We start from the raw sequence: 17233 nt of genomic DNA, 5'->3' as shown, positions 1-17233 counted from the left end.
GGGGGCGGGGCCGCGGCTCAGGAGCCGGTGCTGTTCCAGTCCTTGTCGTCGGACGGGGTCGGGGTCGGCGCGGGGGCCTGGTTGGTGCTGACGGTCCCGCCGCCCTGGCCGGTACCGGTGCCGGTGGTGTCGTCGGCCATCGCCGCGCCGGCCGCGCCCAGGGCGATCAGGGTGCCGAGGCCGAGGCCCGCGACGGCCAGGCAGACCCGGGTGGCAACGTTGTTGTTCGCGCGGTTCGCCATGACTGCTCCTGAGGGACGTCTTCCCTGGTGGGAAGGGGGTTTGCGGTTCTTCCCGGGGTGTTCCGGGCTGATGGGAAGAGCATCGCAAGGCGCGTTCAACAGCCGATCGACGCACGAGCACCGTGCGTCGATCGGCTTCGTTGATCGGGGCGTCGACCGGTCCGTCGACGGGGCCGTCGACGGGTGCGGTCAGGCGGCCTCGCGGATGTGCAGGGTGCAGCACTTCACGCTGCCGCCCCCCTTGAACAGCTCGGAGAGGTCCACGCCGATCGGCCGGAAGCCCCGTTCGCGCAGCCTCGCCGCGACCCCGGTCGCCGCCTCCGGCAGCACCACGTTCAGCCCGTCGCTCATCAGGTTGAGCCCGAACACCGCCGCGTCGGCCTCCTCCACCAGCACCGCGTCCGGGAAGAGCCGGCGCAGCACCTGCCTGCTGCCCGCGGAGAACGCGCCCGGGTAGTACATGACCTGGTCGTCGTCGAGCACGCTGAGCGCGGTGTCGAGGTGGTAGAAGCGCGGGTCGACGAGGTCCAGGCCGATCACCGGGCGGCCGAGGAACTCCTGCGCCTCCGCGTGGCCGGCGCTGACGCTGCGGAAGCCACGGCCGGCGAGCAGGTGACCGCCCGTCAGCAGCAGGTCCCCTTCCCCCTCGTTGACGTGGACCGGGTCGTGGGTGGTGAATCCGTTGGCCCGGAACCACTCCAGGTAGGCGGGGCCCTCGGCGGCGCGCTCGGCGTTGCGGAACCGGGCGCCGAGCACCTTGCCGTCGACGACGGTGGCGCCGTTCGCCGCGTAGACCATGTCGGGGAGGCCGGGCAGCGGGTCGATCAGGTCGACGCGGTGGCCGAGGTCGACGTACAGCTCGTACAGCCGCTCCCACTGGGCGACGGCGAGGCCGGTGTCGACCGGCTTGGCCGGGTCCATCCAGGGGTTGATCGCGTAGCTGACCTCGAAGTGGGTCGGACGGCACATCAGGAAGCGGCGCGGGCGGGCGGTGCGGGTCATCGAGGGCTCCGGGAGGAGTGCGGGCGGCGGCGGAAAGGAACGGCGGGGCAGCGGACGGCGGGGCAGCGCAGGCGGGCGGGGCGGGTCAGGAGAGGGCGGGGCGCTCGGGGAAGCTGCGCAGTCCGCGCAGGGGGCTGGCCAGCAGGACCAGGCCGGCGGAGAGCAGCACGCTCGCCATGATCCAGAGGGTGGTGCGGGCGCCGAGGACCTCGCCCAGCCAGCCGCCGAGCAGGGCGCCCACCGGGATGGCGCTGAAGTTGACGGTGGAGGCGCTGGCCCGGATCCGGCCGATCATCGCGGGCGGGCAGTAGGCCTGGTAGAAACTGCCGGCGATGACGTTCCCGGCGATCACCCCGCAGACCGCGACCGACCAGGCCACCGCGCTGACCGCGAGCGGCAGCCGGTCCCCGGCCATCGGCAGCAGCAGGATGAACGGTGCCCCGACCAGCTCGCAGAGCAGCAGCCCGCGCGCCGTCCCGAACCGGCGGGCGATCCGTCCGGCGAGCGCGGCGCCGGCGAGGCCGCCGACCGAGACCACCGCGAAGACGGCTCCGACGCCGCCGGGCGTCACGCCCACGCTGCGGACGAGGAAGACGGTCTGCACGGCCTGGATGCCGTTGAGGCCGAGGTTGCCGACGGCCGCGAAGCTCGCCAGCGTGCGCAGGTAGGGGTCGTGCGCCAGGAAGCGGACGCCCTCTTTGATCTCGCGGAGGATCCCGCGCCGTTCGGAGACCGGCGGGGGTTTCTCCTCGGCCTTGATGGACCCGACGCACAGGGCCGCCACCAGGTAGGTGAGCGCGTCGGCGAGGAGTCCGCTGACGGCGCCGAACGCCTGGGAGAGCAGGCCGGCCAGGCCGGGGCCGGCGATCTCGGCGGCCGCGTCCCCGGAGCGCAGTTTGACGTTGGCCTCCAGCAGGTCGGGCTTGGCGACCAGGACGGGCAGCACGGCGCTGTTCGCGGTGGACAGGAACACCTTGACCGCGCCGGCCAGCAGTGCCACCACCACCAGTTGGGCCATGGTCAGCAGGCCCAGCCAGCCGGCCACCGGCACGCTGCCGAACAGCACCAGCAGCAGGAGGTCGCAGATCAGCATCACCTTCAGCCGGGGCCAGCGGTCCACCCAGGCGCCGGCCAGCAGGCCGAGGAAGAGCCACGGGACCCAGGCGGAGGCGGTCAGCAGGCCGACCATGAACGGCGAGGCCTCCAGGGTGACGACGGCCACCAGGGCGAGGGCGACGTTGCCGACGGCCGTGCCGAGGCCGCTGGTGGTCTCACCGATCCAGAGCTTGCGGAAGTTGCCCTGCGCCCAGAGGCCCCAGCGGCTCTTGGGCGGCGCGTCGCCCTCGGGGGGCGACGGCGGCTTCACGGAGGCTGTGGTCATGGCGGGTCACTCTCCAAGCTTGTCGGCGAGCACGGCGGCGATCCGTGCGACGGGCTCCGGCTGCGTCATGGCGCCGTGCGTGCAGGTGATGCGGTGCTGCTCGACGCGGCCGTCGACGTACGGTCGCCAGGCCTCCCCGTAGGGCCAGTCGGCGGGCTTGTCGAGGGTGGCGCCGAAGAAGACGGCGTCGCCCCGGTAGCGGTCGGGGACGTGCTCGGCCATCAGCTTGGCGTTCTGCTCGAAGACGTCGGGCAGGACCGCGGCGGCGTCGCCGAGGAGTGCGGTGAGGTCGGCCCGGCCGCGTCCGTCGGCCGGGTCGTAGCCGAGCGAGGCGAGCAGCGCGGCGAGGGTGTCGACCGGGTCGTCGCAGGCCGGGGCGGTGTCGGCGGTGTTCCGGGCGGGGTCGGCCGGGAGGCCGTCGAGGAGGGCGAGCAGGGCGACCTGCTCGCCCGCCGCCTGGAGGCCGACGGCCATCGCCTGGGCGACGACCGCGCCGAAGGACCAGCCGAGCAGGTGGTACGGGCCTTCGGGCTGGACGGCGCGGATCTGGCGTACGTAGTCCTCGGCGATCTCGGTGACGGAGGACGGGGAGTCCCCGCGCAGCCCGCGTGCCTGGAGGCCGTGGACGGGACGGTCGGGGTCGAGATGGCGCAGCAGCCCGGAGTAGACCCAGCTGATGCCGGCGGCGGGGTGGACGCAGAACAGCGGGGCCCTGGTGCCGCCCGCGCGCAGCGGGAGGAGTACGTCCAGGGCGCTGTGGGAGCCGTGGGCGCCGGTGCCGTCGGCGGGGGCCGTGCCGGCCCGGTCGAGGTGGCGGGCCAGGCGCTGTCCGAGGGCGGCCACCGTGGGTGCCTCGAAGAGCGTCCGCATGCCGAGGTCGGCGCCCAGTGCGGTACGGATCCGGCCGAGCAGTTTCATCGCGAGGAGGGAGTGGCCGCCGAGGTCGAAGAAGCCGTCGTCGACGCATACCGGGCCGGGCAGGCCCAGCACCTCGGCGAAGAGGCCGCTGAGCAGCTCCTCCCGCGGTGTCCGGGGTGCCCGCCCGGTGGGCGGGGCGGTGAAGTCGGGGGCGGGGAGGGCTCGCCGGTCGACCTTGCCGCTCGGGGTCAGCGGGAGCGCGTCGAGCGGGACGACGGCCGCCGGGAGCATGTGGGCGGGCAGCGACTCGGCGGCGAAGGCGCGCAGTTCGGCCTGGTCGAGCCGGCCGTCCGGGACGACGTGGGCGACGAGCCGGGGGCCGGTGGTGCCGTCGTCGTGGACCGTCACGGTCGCTGCGAGGACCCGGGGGTGGCGCGTGAGGACGTGCTCGATCTCGCCGGGTTCGATGCGGAAGCCGCGGATCTTGACCTGGTGGTCGGTGCGGCCGAGGTATTCGAGCCGTCCGTCGCGGGTGCGGCGGACCAGGTCGCCGGTGCGGTACATCCGCTCCCCCGGCGCGTACGGGTCGGCGACGAACCGCTCGGCGGTGAGCGAGGGGCGGCCGAGGTAGCCGCGGGCGAGGCCGGCGCCGGAGAGGTACAGCTCGCCGGGGACGCCGGGCGGGACGGGGCTCAGGTGCTCGTCGAGCACGTGGGCGCGGGTGCCGAGGACGCTGCGGCCGAGGCTGGGGCGTCGGGTGGCCGTGACGGGCTGGGTGAGCGCGTCGACGGTGGACTCGGTGGGGCCGTAGAGGTTGTGGGCGGTGGTCGCGGGGGCCTCGCGCAGGCGGGCCCACAGGGTCTGTCCGACGGCCTCGCCGCCGAGCAGCACCACGCGCGGGGCGGGCGCGTCCAGCAGGCCTTCCTCGACGAGCTGTTCGGCGTAGGAGGGGGTGACCTCGATGACGTCGACGGACTCCGTCCGCAGGTGGCGGACCAGGGCGGCGGCGTCGCGGCGCACCTCGTCGCCGATGAGGTGCAGTTCGTGGCCGGCGACCAGCCAGAGCAGGCCGTCCCACGAGGCGTCGAAGCAGAGCGAGGCGGTGAGCGCGACGCGGCTGCGGCCGTATTGGCGCTCGGTGGCGCCGATCGGGCCGGTCGCGGAGCGGTGCGAGGCGAGCAGCGCGGCGATCGCGCCGTGGCCGACCACGACGCCCTTGGGGCGGCCGGTGGAGCCGGAGGTGTAGATCACGTAGGCGGCGTCGGAGGAGGCCGCGCGGGGCGGCGGGTTGTCCGCGGCGGGGCGGTCGTTCCCGGCCGCCGGGGCCGCGGCCAGGACGGGCAGGCCGGTGAGGAGTTCGGGCAGGGGCCAGCCGTCGCCGGTCACGGCCAGGGCGGGCGAGGCGTCGGCCAGCATGGCCGCGGTGCGGTCGGCCGGGTATCCGGTGTCCAGCGGGAGCGAGACGGCGCCCGCCTTGAGTACGGCGAGCAGCGCGATCACGGTTTCCGCGGAGCGCGGCAGCGCCAGGGCGACCACTGTCTCCGGGCCGGCGCCCGCGGCCGTCAGGCGGTGGGCGAGGTCGTTGGCGCGTGCGTTCAGCTCGGCGAAGCTGAGCCGGGTGTCCCCGGCGACCAGTGCGGTCGCGTCGGGGGTGCGGGCCGCCTGGGCCTCGAAGGCGGCGGGCAGCAGCGGCACGGCCGTCGGCAACGCCGCACCCTCGGCGAGGAGTTCGGCGCGTTCGTCGGCGCCGAGCAGGTCGGCGCGGCCGATGGGCCGGTCGGGGCGGGCGGCGACCGCCGTCAGCAGCCGGCCGAAGCGGGCGGCGACGGCCTCGACGGTCTCCCGGTCGAAGAGGTCGGTGGCGTAGTCGATCGCGCATTCCAGCCCGGCGGGCGCGCCGTCGGCGTCGAAGGACTCGCCCATGGCGATGGAGAGGTCGAACTTGGCCGCGCACCCGCCGACCGGTTCGACGGTGGCCGGCAGGCCGGCCAGGTCGAGCGGGGCCTCGCCCGGGCCGCCGGCCCGGCCCGCGCCCTGGAGCAGCAGCATGACCTGGAAGAGCGGGTGGCGGGCCAGGGAGCGGGCCGGGTTGAGTTCCTCGACCAGCCGCTCGAAGGGCACGTCCTGGTGGGCGTGGGCGTCGAGCTGGGCCTCGCGGACCCGGTGGAGCAGGTCCGTGAAGGTCGGGTCGCCGGAGGTGTCGGTGCGCAGGACGAGGGTGTTGACGAAGAAGCCGACGAGGTCGTCGAGGGCCTCGTCCGAGCGGCCCGCGACCACCGAACCGATCGGCACGTCGGTGCCGGCCCCGAGCCGGGTGAGCAGCGCCGCCAGCGCGGCCTGCAGGGTCATGAACATGGTGACGCGGTGCTCGCGGGACAGCTCGGCCAGGGCGCGGTGCAGTTCGCCGCCGAGCGGGAGGACGACGCGGTCGCCGCGGTGGCTGCTGTCCGCCCGCCGGGGCCGGTCCACGGGGAGCGGGAGCTCTTCGGGGAGGCCCGCCAGGGTTTCGCGCCAGTGGGCGAGTTGGCGGGACGCGAGGCTGTCGGGGTCGGTCTCGTCGCCGAGCAGTTCGCGCTGCCAGAGCGCGTAGTCCGCGTACTGCACCGGCAGCGGCTGCCAGTCGGGTGCCGAGCCGTCCAGGCGGGCGGCGTAGGCGGTGGAGAGGTCGCGCAGCAGCGGGTCCATCGACCAGCCGTCGCCCGCTATGTGGTGCAGGACGACCACGAGGAGGTGCTCGTCCGCGGCGAGCGGGAACAGGTGGGCACGGAGGGGGAGTTCGCGGGCGAGGTCGAAGGGGACGGCCGCGCACTCGGCCAGGGTGGCCGCCGGGTCGGCGGGCCGGACGGTGCGGCGGTCGAAGGGGATCCGGGCCTCGGCGGGCGGGACGATCCGCTGCAGGGGCTCGCCGTCCTGCTCGGTGATGAGCGTGCGCAGGATCTCGTGCCGGGCGACCAGGTCACCGAGGGCGAGTTCGAGGGCGGCCGGGTCGAGCGGGCCGTTCAGGCGCAGGGCGAGCGGCAGGTTGTAGAGGGCGCTGGGCCCTTCCATCCCGTCGATCAGCCACAGCCGCCGCTGGGCGAAGGAGAGCGGCAGGTCTTCCGGTCGCTCGCCGGCCGTCAGGGCGAGCCGCGCTCCGGCGCCGTCGAGGCGCTGGGCGAGGCCGGCCACCGTGGGCGCCTCGAAGACGTCCCGGACGCCGATCTCGGCCGCGAACACCGTACGGACGCGGCTGACGAGCTGCATGGCGAGCAGGGAGTGCCCGCCGAGGGCGAAGAAGTCGTCGTCGATCGAGACCTGTCCGGTCGCGCCGAGCACGTCGCCGAACAGGGCGCAGAGGAGTTCCTCGCGCGCCGTGCGGGCGGCCCGGCCGCCCGCGAAGAGCTGGAAGTCGGGGGCCGGGAGGGCGCGCCGGTCCACCTTGCCGCTGCCGGTCAGCGGCAGCGCGTCGAGGGTGACGACGGCGGCCGGGACCATGTGGGCGGGCAGCGTCTGCGCCACGAACCGCTTCAGTTCGAGGGCGAGTTCGGGGCTGGGGGCGGCGACCGCGCAGTGGGCGGCCAGGCGGCGGTCGCCGTCCGCGCTCTCGTGCGGGGTGACCACGGCCTGGCGGACGGCCGGGTGCAGGGTCAGCGCCTGTTCGATCTCGCCGGGCTCGATGCGGAAGCCGCGGATCTTGACCTGGTGGTCGGTGCGGCCGAGGTAGTCGATCCGGCCGTCGCGGGTGCGGCGGACCAGGTCGCCGGTGCGGTACATCCGCTCCCCCGGCGCGAACGGGTCGGCGACGAACCGTTCGGCGGTCAGTGCCGGCCGGCCCAGGTAGCCGCGGGCCAGGCTGTCCCCGGACAGGTACAGCTCGCCGGGGACGCCGGCGGGGACGGGGTTCAGGTGGGCGTCCAGGACGTGGGCGCGGGTGCCGAGGACGGTGTGGCCCATGGTGGGGCGCTCCGCGTCGGCGTACTCCTGGAGCAGGGTGTCGACGGTGCACTCGGTGGGCCCGTAGAGGTTGTGGCCGGTGGTGGCCGGGGCCTCGCGCAGGCGGGTCCACAGGGCCTGCCCGATCGGTTCGCCGCCGAGCAGCACCACGCGCGGGGCGGGGGCGTCCAGGAGGCCTTCGGCGATGAGCTGTTCGGCGTAGGTGGGGGTGAACTGGACGGCGTCGACACCGGTGGTGCGCAGGTGGCGGACCAGGGCGGCGGGGTCGCGGCGCAGGTCGTCGCCGATCAGGTGCAGTTCGTGGCCGGCGACCATCCACAGGAGGCCGTTCCATGAGGCGTCGAAGCAGAGCGAGGCGGTCAGCGCGGCGCGCAACCGGCCGTGGGCCCGCTCGGGACCGGCGAAGGTCTCCGCCCGGTGTGCGGCCAGCAGGCCGGCGATGGAACCGTGGCTCACCACCACGCCCTTGGGGCGGCCGGTGGAGCCGGAGGTGTAGATGACGTAGGCGGCGTTGGCGGGGGTGACGCGGACGGCCGGCGCGTCGGCGGGCAGCTCTGCCCAGTGCGGTTCGCCGGCGTCCAGGACGGTGGCTCCGGCGAGGCCGTCCAGCGCCTCGGGCAGTGGCCAGCCGGCGTCGGTGAGGACGGCGACCACGTCCTCGGGGCCGATGCCGGCGGCGGTCAGGCCGTGGGCGAGGCGGTTCGCGCGGGCGTCCAGCTCGGCGTACGTCAGCCGGGTCTCCCCGTGGACGAGGGCCGTCAGGTCGGGCGTGGCCGCGACCTGGGCGGCGAAGGCGTCCGGTACCAGGGGCAGTTCGGCGGGCAGCGGCCGGTGGCCGCCGAGGAGTGCGGCGCGCTCGCCGTCCGCGAGCAGGTCGGCGCGGCCGATCCGCCGCTCGGGCCGGGCCGTCATCTCCGTCAGCAGCCGGCCGAAGCGGGCGGCGACGGCCTCGACGGTCTCCCGGTCGAACAGGTCGGTGGCGTAGTCGATCGCGCAGTCCAGTCCGGCGGGCTCGCCGTCCGGTCCGAAGAACTCCTCCAGCGTGACGTTGAGGTCGAACTTGGCGACTCCGGTGTCCGCCGCCAGCGCCTCGGCGCGCAGCCCGGACAGCTCCGGCTCGCCCCCGGTGTTGGACTGCAGCACCATCGCCACCTGGAAGAGCGGGTGGCGGGCCAGGGAGCGGGCCGGGTTGAGTTCCTCGACCAGCCGCTCGAAGGGCACGTCCTGGTGGGCGTAGGCGCCGAGTCCGGTCTCCCGGACGCGGCCGAGGAGTTCGGCGAAGGTCGGGTCGCCGGAGGTGTCGGTGCGCAGGACGAGGGTGTTGACGAAGAAGCCGACCAGGTCGTCCAGTGCCTCGTCCGAGCGGCCCGCGACCACCGAACCGATCGGCACGTCGGTGCCGGCCCCGAGCCGGGTGAGCAGCGCCGCCAGCGCGGCCTGGAAGGTCATGAACATCGTGACGCGGTGCTCGCGCGCCAGCCCGGTGAGCGAGCGGTGCAGTTCGGCGTCGATGGGCAGCGCGACCCGGTCGCCCCGGTGGTCGGCGCGGGCTCCGCGCGGCCGGTCGACGGGGAGCGTGAGCTCCTCCGGGAGGTCGGCGAGGGTCTCGCGCCAGTAGGCGAGCTGGCGCGACACCAGGCTGTCGGGGTCGGCCTCGTCGCCGAGCAGCTCGCGCTGCCAGAGCGCGTAGTCCGCGTACTGCACCGGCAGCGGCTGCCAGTCGGGTGCCGAGCCGTCCAGGCGGGCGGCGTACGCGTCCGCGAGGTCGCGCAACAGCGGGCCCATCGACCAGCCGTCGCCGACGATGTGGTGGAGGGCGACGACGAGGACGTGCTCCTCGGCGCCGACCCGCAGGAGGGTGACGCGTACGGGCGGTTCGGCGGCCAGGTCGAAGGGCCGGCGGGCGGCCCGCTCCACCTCGGCGTCCACCGAATCCGGTGCGCAGTCGCGCAGTTCGACGGGGAGGGCCGCGCCGACGGCGGGGAGGACCAGCTGGTGGGGCTCGCCGTCGTGCTCGGCGATCAGCGTGCGCAGGATCTCGTGGCGGGCGACGAGGTCACCGAGGGCGCGTTCCAGGGCGGCCGCGTCGAGCGGACCGGTGAGGCGCAGGGCGAGCGGCATGTTGTAGAGCGCGCTGGGGCCCTCCATCCGGTCGATCAGCCAGAGCCGCTGCTGGGCGGAGGAGAGCGGCAGGCGTGCGGGGCGTTCACGGGCGGTCAGCGCGAGGCGGGCCGTGGCGCCGTCCAGCCGCTGGGCGAGGCCGGCCACCGTCGGCCTCTCGAAGACGTCGCGGATGCCGAGTTCGGCGCCGAGGACGGCACGGACGCGGCTGAGCAGCCGGGTGGCGAGCAGGGAGTGCCCGCCGAGGGCGAAGAAGTCGTCGTCGACCGAGACCGGTCCCGTGAGGCCGAGGACTTCGCCGAACAGGCAGCAGAGGATCTCCTCGCGCGCCGTACGGGCGGCCCGGCCGCCGGAGGCAGCCGCGAAGTCGGGGGCGGGCAGCGCGGACCGGTCGAGCTTGCCGTTGACGTTGAGCGGCAGTGCGTCGAGCGTGGTGAAGGCCGCCGGGACCATGTAGTCGGGCAGCGCGGCGGCCGCGTGGGCGCGCAGCGCGGCCGGGTCGAGCGGGGTGCGCGCCACGAGGTAGGCGACCAGTCGGGTGCCGGCCGTGCCGTCCGTGCCGTCCTGATGGGGCAGGACGGCGGCCTGGAGGACGTCGGGGTGGGCGGCCAGGACGGTCTCGATCTCGCCGGGTTCGATGCGGAAGCCGCGGACCTTGACCTGGTGGTCGGTGCGGCCCAGGTACTCGACGCGGCCGTCGGGGCGGCGCCGGGCGAGGTCGCCGGTGCGGTACATCCGCTCCCCCGGTGCGAACGGGTCGGCGACGAACCGCTCGGCGGTCAGCGCCGGGCGGCCGAGGTAGCCGCGGGCGAGGCCCGCGCCGCTGAGGTACAGCTCGCCGGGGACGCCGGGCGGTACGGGCCGCAGGCCGGTGTCCAGGACGTGCGCGCGGATGTTGGGCAGCGGGCGGCCGATGAGCGGGCGCGGGTCGCCGGAGAGCCGGTGGTACAGCGCGTCGACGGTGCACTCGGTGGGGCCGTACATGTTGAGCACGGTGGTGTCGGCGGCGGCGGTGAGGGCGGCCGACAGGGTTTGGCCGAGGGCCTCGCCGCCGACCATCAGGAGGGCCGGCGGGCAGCGCTCCAGCAGGCCTTCCTCGACGAGCCGCTCGGCCTGGCCAGGGGTGACGTCGAGGACGTCGGCGCCGGTGTGCTCGGCGTAGCGGACGATCGCGGCGGCGTCGCGGCGCACGTCGTCGTCGAGGAGGTGGAGTTCGTGGCCGGCGACCATCCACAGCAGGGCTTCGAGGGCGGTGTCGAAGGAAAGCGAGGCGGCCTGGGCGAACCGGAACCTGCGCCCCGGGTGGGCCTGCCGGGCGGCGGCGATGGTCTCGTCGCGGTGGAAGGCGAGCAGGTTGGCGAGGCCGCCGTGGCGGACCACGACGCCCTTGGGGCGGCCCGTGGAGCCCGAGGTGTAGATCACGTAGGCGGCGTTGGCGGCGGTGACGCGGACGGGCGGGGCCCCGGCGGGCCGCTCGGCACGCGCCTGCTCGTCGAGGTCCAGGACGGTTGCGCCCGCGAGCCCTTCGAGGACCTCGGGCAGCCGCCATCCGGCGTGGGTGAGTACGGCCGCGGGGCGGGCGTCGGCCAGCATGTGGGCGCGACCACGTCCTCGGGGCCGATGCCGGCGGCGGTCAGGCCGTGGGCGAGGCGGTTCGCGCGGGCGTCCAGCTCGGCGTACGTCAGCCGGGTCTCCCCGGAGACGAGGGCGGTGGCGTCGGGGGTCTCGGCCGCCTGGGCGGCGAAGGCCTCCGGGAGGAGGACGTCCGCCGCGCCCGGCCGGGCGGTGTCGTGCCATCCGGCGAGCGCGGTCCGGCCGGCCTCGCCCAGTACGTCGAGTTCGGCGACGGGCCGGTTCGGGTCCGCGGCGACCTGGGCCAGCAGGCGCAGCAGCGCGTCGGCGAGGCGTTCGGCGGTCGCCCGGTCGAACAGGTCGGTGGCGAACTCCAGGCCGCCCTCGATGCCGGCGGGGGCGCCGTCCGGGTGGTGGCGCTCGGAGAGGTTGAGGGTGAGGTCGAAGGCCGTGGTGGGCAGCCCGAGCGGCTCGTAGGCGGTGCGGGTGCCGGGGAACTCGGGGCCGCCGCCGGCGGTGTTGTCGAAGGCGATCATCACCTGGAACAGCGGGTGCCGGGCGAGGGTGCGGGCCGGGTTGAGCTCCTCGACGAGCCGCTCGAAGGGCACGTCCTGGTGGGCGTAGGCGGCCAGGTCGGCTTCCCGTACGCGGGCCAGCAGTTCGGCGAAGTCGGGCCGGCCGGTGAGGTCGGTGCGCAGGACGAGGGTGTTGGCGAAGAAGCCGACCAGCTCGTCGAGGGCCGGGTCGAGGCGGCCGGCCAGCGGGGTTCCGATCGGCAGGTCCTCGCCGGCGCCGAAGCGGTGCAGCAGGGTGGCGTAGGCGGCCTGGAGCACCATGAAGAGGGTGGCCCCGTGCCCGGCTGCCAGCTCGGCGAGCCGAGCGTGCAGGTCCGCGTCCAGCTCCAGCGGCACGACGTCGCCGCGGTGGCTCGGGGCGGCCGGGCGGGGGCGGTCCAGCGGCAGCGGCAGCTCGTCCGGCAGGTCGGCGAGCGCCTGCCTCCAGTGGTCGAGCTGGCGGGAGAGCTGGGACTGCGGGTCGGTGTCGGCGCCGAGCAGCCGGTACTGCCAGAGCGTGTAGTCGGCGTACTGGACGGGCAGCGGCTCCCCCACGGGTGCCTCGCCGCCGAGCCGGGCGGTGTAGGCGTCGGCGAGGTCGCGGAAGAGCGGCCGCAGCGACCATCCGTCGCTGGCGATGTGGTGCATCACGAGGAGCAGTACGTGCTCGTCGGGTGCCTCGGGACGCAGGTAGGCGTGCAGCGGGACGTCGCGGGCGAGGTCGAAGGTGTGGCCGGTCAGCTCCTGCACCGGGCGGTCGGTGACGGTGAGCAGCGGCGCCGGGGGCGCGGGCAGGATCCGCTGGTGGGGGACGCCGTCGTGGGCGTCGAAGACCGTACGGAGGCTCTCGTGGCGGGCGACGACGTCACCGAGGGCGGCTTCGAGGGCGGCCGCGTCGAGCGGGCCGGTGAGGCGCAGGGCGAGGGTGACGTTGTAGGTGGCGGCGGGGCCTTCGGCCTGGCCGAGGAACCACAGCCGGCGCTGGGCGAAGGAGACGGGCAGGTCCTCGGGCCGCGGTTCGGGGCGCAGCGCGGGTCGGGCCGGGTCGGTGGCGAGCCGGTCGGCGAGGGCGGCGACGGTCGGGGCCTGGAAGAGGTCGCCGATGGCGAGTTCGGCGCCCAGTTCGGTGCGTGCCCGGCCGACGAGGCGGGTCGCCAGCAGGGAGTGGCCGCCGAGTTCGAAGAAGTCGTCGTCGATGGTGATGTCGTCGATGCCGAGGATCTCGCCGAAGAGGGTGCACAGGGCGCGTTCGCGTTCGTCGCGCGGGGCGCGGCCGGTGGTGTCGGCGGCCAGTTCGGGGGCGGGCAGGGCGCGCCGGTCGACCTTGCCGTTGGCGTTGAGCGGCAGGGCGGGCAGGACGACGACGGCCGAGGGGACCATGTAGCCGGGAAGGGTGGCGGCGGCGAACTGCGGCAGTTCGGCTTCGAGTCCGGGGTTGTCGTCGAGGGCGGGGCCGAGCACCGAGCAGTAGCCGACGAGCCGGGTGTCGCCGGGGCGGTCCTCCCGGGCGATCACGATGACCTGGCGGACGGCGGGGTGGCGCGAGAGCACGGCCTCGATCTCGCCCAGCTCGATGCGGAAGCCGCGCAGCTTGACCTGGCCGTCGATCCTGCCGAGGAACTCGATGGCGCCGTCGGCCCGGCGGCGTACCAGGTCGCCGGTGCGGTACATGCGCTCGCCCGGCGCGTACGGGTCGGCGACGAAGCGCTCGGCGGTCAGGGCGGGCCGGCGCCAGTAGCCGCGGGCGAGGCCGGCGCCGGCGACGTACAGCTCGCCGGGGACGCCGGGCGGTACGGGCTGCAGCCGGGTGTCGAGGACGTGGGCGCGCATGTTGTCGAGCGGGGCGCCGATCGGCGGCCGGGGGCCGGTCAGGTCGGTCGGGGCGAGGGGGTGGTGGGTGGCGAAGGTGGTGGCTTCGGTCGGCCCGTAGACGTGGGCGAGCAGCAGGTCGGGGCAGTGGTCGAGGACGCGACGCATGAGGGTGCCGGAGGCGGCCTCGCCGCCGGTGCAGACGGTGCGCAGGGCGCGGAAGGTCTCCGGGGCCTGCTCGGCGACGAGGTCGAAGAGGGCCTTGGTGAGGAAGACGGCGGTGACCTCGTGCCGGGTGGTGACGGCGTGCAGGGCGGCGGCGTCCAGGTTGCCGGGCGGGGCGACGACCACCGTGCCGCCTGCCAGCAACGGTGTCCACAGCTCGTAGGTGGCGGCGTCGAAGGCGTGCGGGGAGTGCAGCAGGATCCGCCGGTGGCGGCCGTCCTGCCAGCGGCGGTCGGCGGCGAGGTCGACGATGTCGCGGTGGCGGACGGCGACGCCCTTGGGGGTGCCGGTGGAGCCCGAGGTGAACATCACGTAGGCGAGCCGGTCGGGGTGGACGCGGATGCCGGGGGCGTGCTCCGGGGCGTCCTTCTCGTCTCCGGGGCGGACCACGAGGGCGTCGTGTGCGAAGCCCGGGTCGGTGCGGTCGGTGAGCAGGACGGGGGCGCCGGTGTCGGCGAGGAGGGCGGCCATCCGCTCGGGGGGCAGGCTCGCGTGCATGGGTACGTAGGCGCCGCCGGCCTTGAGGACGGCCAGGGTGGCGACGACCAGGTCGACGGAGCGTTCCATCAGCAGGGCGACCGGGGACTCGGGGCCGACGCCGCAGGCGGTGAGGTGGTGTGCCAGCCGGTTGGCGCGGGTGTCGAGCTCGGCGTAGGAGACGGTGCCGTCGTCGTGGGCGAGGGCGACCGCGTCCGGGGCGCGGGCGGCGCGGGCCTCGAACAGTTCGGGCAGCGAGCCGGTGGGGACGGGCGCGGCGGTGGCGTTCCACTCGTCGCGCAGGCGGCCGCGTTCCTCGGGGGCGAGGATGTCGAGGGCGCCGATCGGCGTCTCGGGGTCGGCGGCCGCGGCGGCCAGCAGCCGGCCCAGGCGCTCGAACAGGGTGGTGACGGTGGCGCGGTCGTAGAGGTCGGCGGCGTATTCGACGGATCCGGTGAGGCCGGCGGGGGCGCCGTCGGGAGCGTGGCGCTCGGTGATGCCGATGTTGAGGTCGAACTTGGCCACCCGCAGGCCGAGTTCCTCGGGCCGCGTCTGCAGTCCGGGCAGGCCGAGTTCGCCCTCCTCGTGGTTCTGGAGCACCAGGAGGGTCTGGAAGAGCGGGTGGCGGCCGAGGGAGCGGGCCGGGTTGACTTCCTCGACCAGCCGCTCGAACGGCACGTCCTGGTGGGCGAAGGCGTCGAGCTGGGCCTCCCGGGCCCGGCCGAGGAGTTCGGAGAAGGACGGGTCGCCCGAGGTGTCGGTGCGCAGGACGAGGGTGTTGACGAAGAAGCCGACCAGGTCGCTCAGCGCCTCGTCGGAGCGGCCGGCGACGCCGGTGCCGAGCGGGATGTCGGTGCCCGCGCCGAGCCGGGTGAACAGTGCGGCGAGGCCGGCCTGGAGGACGGAGAACAGGGTGGCGCGGTGCCGGCGGGCAAGGCCCGTCAGTGCGGCGTGCAGTTCGGGGCCGTAGCCGAACGGGACGGCGTCGGCGGCCCCGGTCGGGGCGGGCGGCCGGGGGCGGTCCGTCGGCAGCTCCAGCTCCTCGGGCAGGCCGGCCAGGGCCTCGCGCCAGTAGTCGAGTTGCCGGCTCAGCACGCTGCCGGGGTCGCTCTCGTCGCCGAGCAGTTCGCGCTGCCAGAGTGTGTAGTCGGCGTACTGGACCGGCAGCGGCTCCCAGTCGGGGGTGCGGCCGGCGCGGCGGGCGGCGTAGGCGGTGGCGAGGTCGCGCAGGAGCGGGCCGAGCGACCAGCCGTCGCCGGCGATGTGGTGCAGCACGACGAGCAGCACGTGCTCGTCGGCGGAAGCCGGGGAAGCAGTGGAAGCGGTGGAAGCCGTGGAGGGCCGGGCGGGGGTGGGCCGGGCGTCGGTGAGCGAGAAGACCGTGACCCGGATGGGCAGTTCGCCGCTCAGGTCGAAGGTGCGGGCGGCGGCCCGGTCCCGCAGGTCGGGGTACTCGCCCGGTGCGCAGGCCACCGTCTCGAAGGCGATCTCCGCCTCCGCGGACGGCAGGATCCGCTGCACCGGGACTCCCCCGTCCACCGGGAACACCGTGCGCAGGGCCTCGTGCCGGGCGACCACGTCCGCCGTCGCGGCGCGCAGGGCGTCGGTGTCGAGCGTGCCGCGCAGGCGGACCGCGAAGGGGAGGTTGTAGAGCGCGGTCGGCCCTTCGATCTGGTCGATCAGCCAGAGACGCTGTTGTGCGTACGAAACCGGGATCACGGTGCTTCCTCTGCTCACGTCACGGCGTGGATGGTCAGGCGGGGACTGCGGTCGTCGGGCGCACCGTGGGACGGCAGTCGGAGAGGTCCACGGGGCGGCCCATCGCGACGGCGATCTTCCGGTCGCCGCCGAAGGGGTCGCGGCCGTGTGCGCAGAGCACGTTGTCGACCAGCATCACGTCGCCGACCTGCCAGGTCTCGCGGACGGTGGCGGCGTCGTAGGCGGCGTTGAGGGCGTCCACGTCCTCCCGGGACAGCGGTTCGCCGTCGCCGAAGCCGGTGTTGAACGGCAGGCCTTGTGGTCCGAACTCCTCGACCATCGCCTCGCGGATGTCCGGGTCGAGGGACCACTCGTTCCAGAAGGCCAGGTGGTTGAACCAGACCTTCTCGCCGGTCTGCGGGTGGTGGATCGTGGCGGAACGCAGCTGGCTGGTACGCAGGTTGCCGTCGGGCTGCCACTCCCAGGCGATGCCGTTCTCCCGGCAGTACCGCTCGACGTCGGCGCGGTCCTCGGTGCCGAAGGCCGTGCGCCAGCCGAGCGAGATGTAGTCCGAGTAGTTGCGGGTGAGCGTCCAGCCGGAGGACCGGCCCCGCCCGGCCAGGTGGTCGGGGAGGGCGGCGAGGACCTTGCGGACGTCGGCGGTGGGGGTGGCGCCGCCCGTCGCCGGGGCGGTCAGGCAGGCGAACAGCAGCCGGCCGGGGAAGGTCAGGGTGTAGCTGTTCTCGTTGTGCATCCGGATCGACTGGGCGGGCGGCAGGTCGGTGGACGAGAAGACGCCGTCGCCGAAGTCGCTGCGCGGGGTGGCCTTCTCCCGGTACGGGGTGGGCTCGGGGATGAGCACGTCGCGGACGGCGGCGACGTCGGCGGCCTGTGTCACCGGCAGTCCGCGCAGGAAGATCGTGCCGTGCTCGTGCAGGGCGGCGGTCAGCGCGGTCTCGTTCTCGCGCAGCCAGGCGCACGCCTCGCCGAGGTCGGTGGTGGCCGGTACGCGGGTGAGGGCGGGGCGGCCGGGGTTCAGCTCCCAGTTCGGCATGGCGGCGCTCACCGCTGGTCGATGGTGGCGAGCAGGCTCGCGGGGCGGATGTCGGTCCAGTTGGTCTCGATCCAGTCGAGGCACTCCTGGCGGGGGGCCTCGCCGTGGACGGTGGTCCAGCCGGCCGGCACGTCGATCCAGACCGGCCAGAGCGAGTGCTGGTTCTCGTCGTTGACCAGGACCAGGTAGCCGGAGTTGTCGTCCTCGAACGGGTTGCTCATGGTGGTCTCCGTAGAGTGAGAGGTGCTCTGGGGTGCGATTCGAAGGTATGGGCGCCGGAACGGCCTGAGCGGCACAAGCTCCGGCA

General features: G+C 74.9%; 5 protein-coding genes and 2 pseudogenes. All 7 read right to left on the bottom strand.

All coding sequences use genetic code 11. The features are described 5' to 3' along the window. Window positions 1-17 precede the first annotated feature (17 nt). Window positions 18-242, bottom strand: coding sequence for a hypothetical protein (locus IG86_RS0116170; RefSeq protein ID WP_030897421.1), 225 nt, complete (start codon window positions 240-242; stop codon window positions 18-20). Between the two features lie 189 nt (window positions 243-431). Beyond that, window positions 432-1244: a dimethylargininase gene (ddaH, locus tag IG86_RS0116165; protein ID WP_030897418.1), complete on the bottom strand. Its 813-nt coding sequence runs from the start codon at window positions 1242-1244 to the stop codon at window positions 432-434. Between the two features lie 85 nt (window positions 1245-1329). Next, complete coding sequence (locus tag IG86_RS0116155) at window positions 1330-2625, bottom strand: MFS transporter (RefSeq protein ID WP_030828421.1); 1296 nt, start codon at window positions 2623-2625, stop codon at window positions 1330-1332. Between the two features lie 6 nt (window positions 2626-2631). Beyond that, a pseudogene (locus IG86_RS45510) lies at window positions 2632-6567 on the bottom strand (non-ribosomal peptide synthetase); the annotation flags it as partial. Between the two features lie 60 nt (window positions 6568-6627). Then, window positions 6628-15884 (bottom strand): annotated as a pseudogene (locus IG86_RS45375) (non-ribosomal peptide synthetase); the annotation flags it as partial. A gap of 43 nt (window positions 15885-15927) precedes the next feature. Beyond that, the gene (locus IG86_RS0116145) at window positions 15928-16926 is read right to left on the bottom strand and encodes a TauD/TfdA family dioxygenase (protein ID WP_030897415.1); all 999 of its coding nucleotides are present in this window, start codon (window positions 16924-16926) and stop codon (window positions 15928-15930) included. 8 nt (window positions 16927-16934) lie between these two features. Further along, window positions 16935-17147, bottom strand: a complete 213-nt coding sequence (locus IG86_RS0116140) for an MbtH family protein (protein WP_030828415.1) — start codon at window positions 17145-17147, stop codon at window positions 16935-16937. Window positions 17148-17233: the final 86 nt, after the last annotated feature.

The organism is Streptomyces virginiae (assembly GCF_000720455.1).
GTDB lineage: Bacteria > Actinomycetota > Actinomycetes > Streptomycetales > Streptomycetaceae > Streptomyces > Streptomyces virginiae.
The sequence above is the reverse complement of the archived record's forward strand: the minus strand, read 5'-3'. Positions and strand labels throughout refer to the sequence as shown.

Bases quoted from the DNA above. Each gene is read 5' to 3' on its own strand.
- IG86_RS0116170 (WP_030897421.1), bottom strand. From the start codon at position 242: ATGGCGAACCGCGCGAACAACAACGTTGCCACCCGGGTCTGCCTGGCC.
- ddaH (WP_030897418.1), bottom strand. From the start codon at position 1,244: ATGACCCGCACCGCCCGCCCGCGCCGCTTCCTGATGTGCCGTCCGACC.
- IG86_RS0116155 (WP_030828421.1), bottom strand. From the start codon at position 2,625: ATGACCACAGCCTCCGTGAAGCCGCCGTCGCCCCCCGAGGGCGACGCG.
- IG86_RS0116145 (WP_030897415.1), bottom strand. From the start codon at position 16,926: ATGCCGAACTGGGAGCTGAACCCCGGCCGCCCCGCCCTCACCCGCGTA.
- IG86_RS0116140 (WP_030828415.1), bottom strand. From the start codon at position 17,147: ATGAGCAACCCGTTCGAGGACGACAACTCCGGCTACCTGGTCCTGGTC.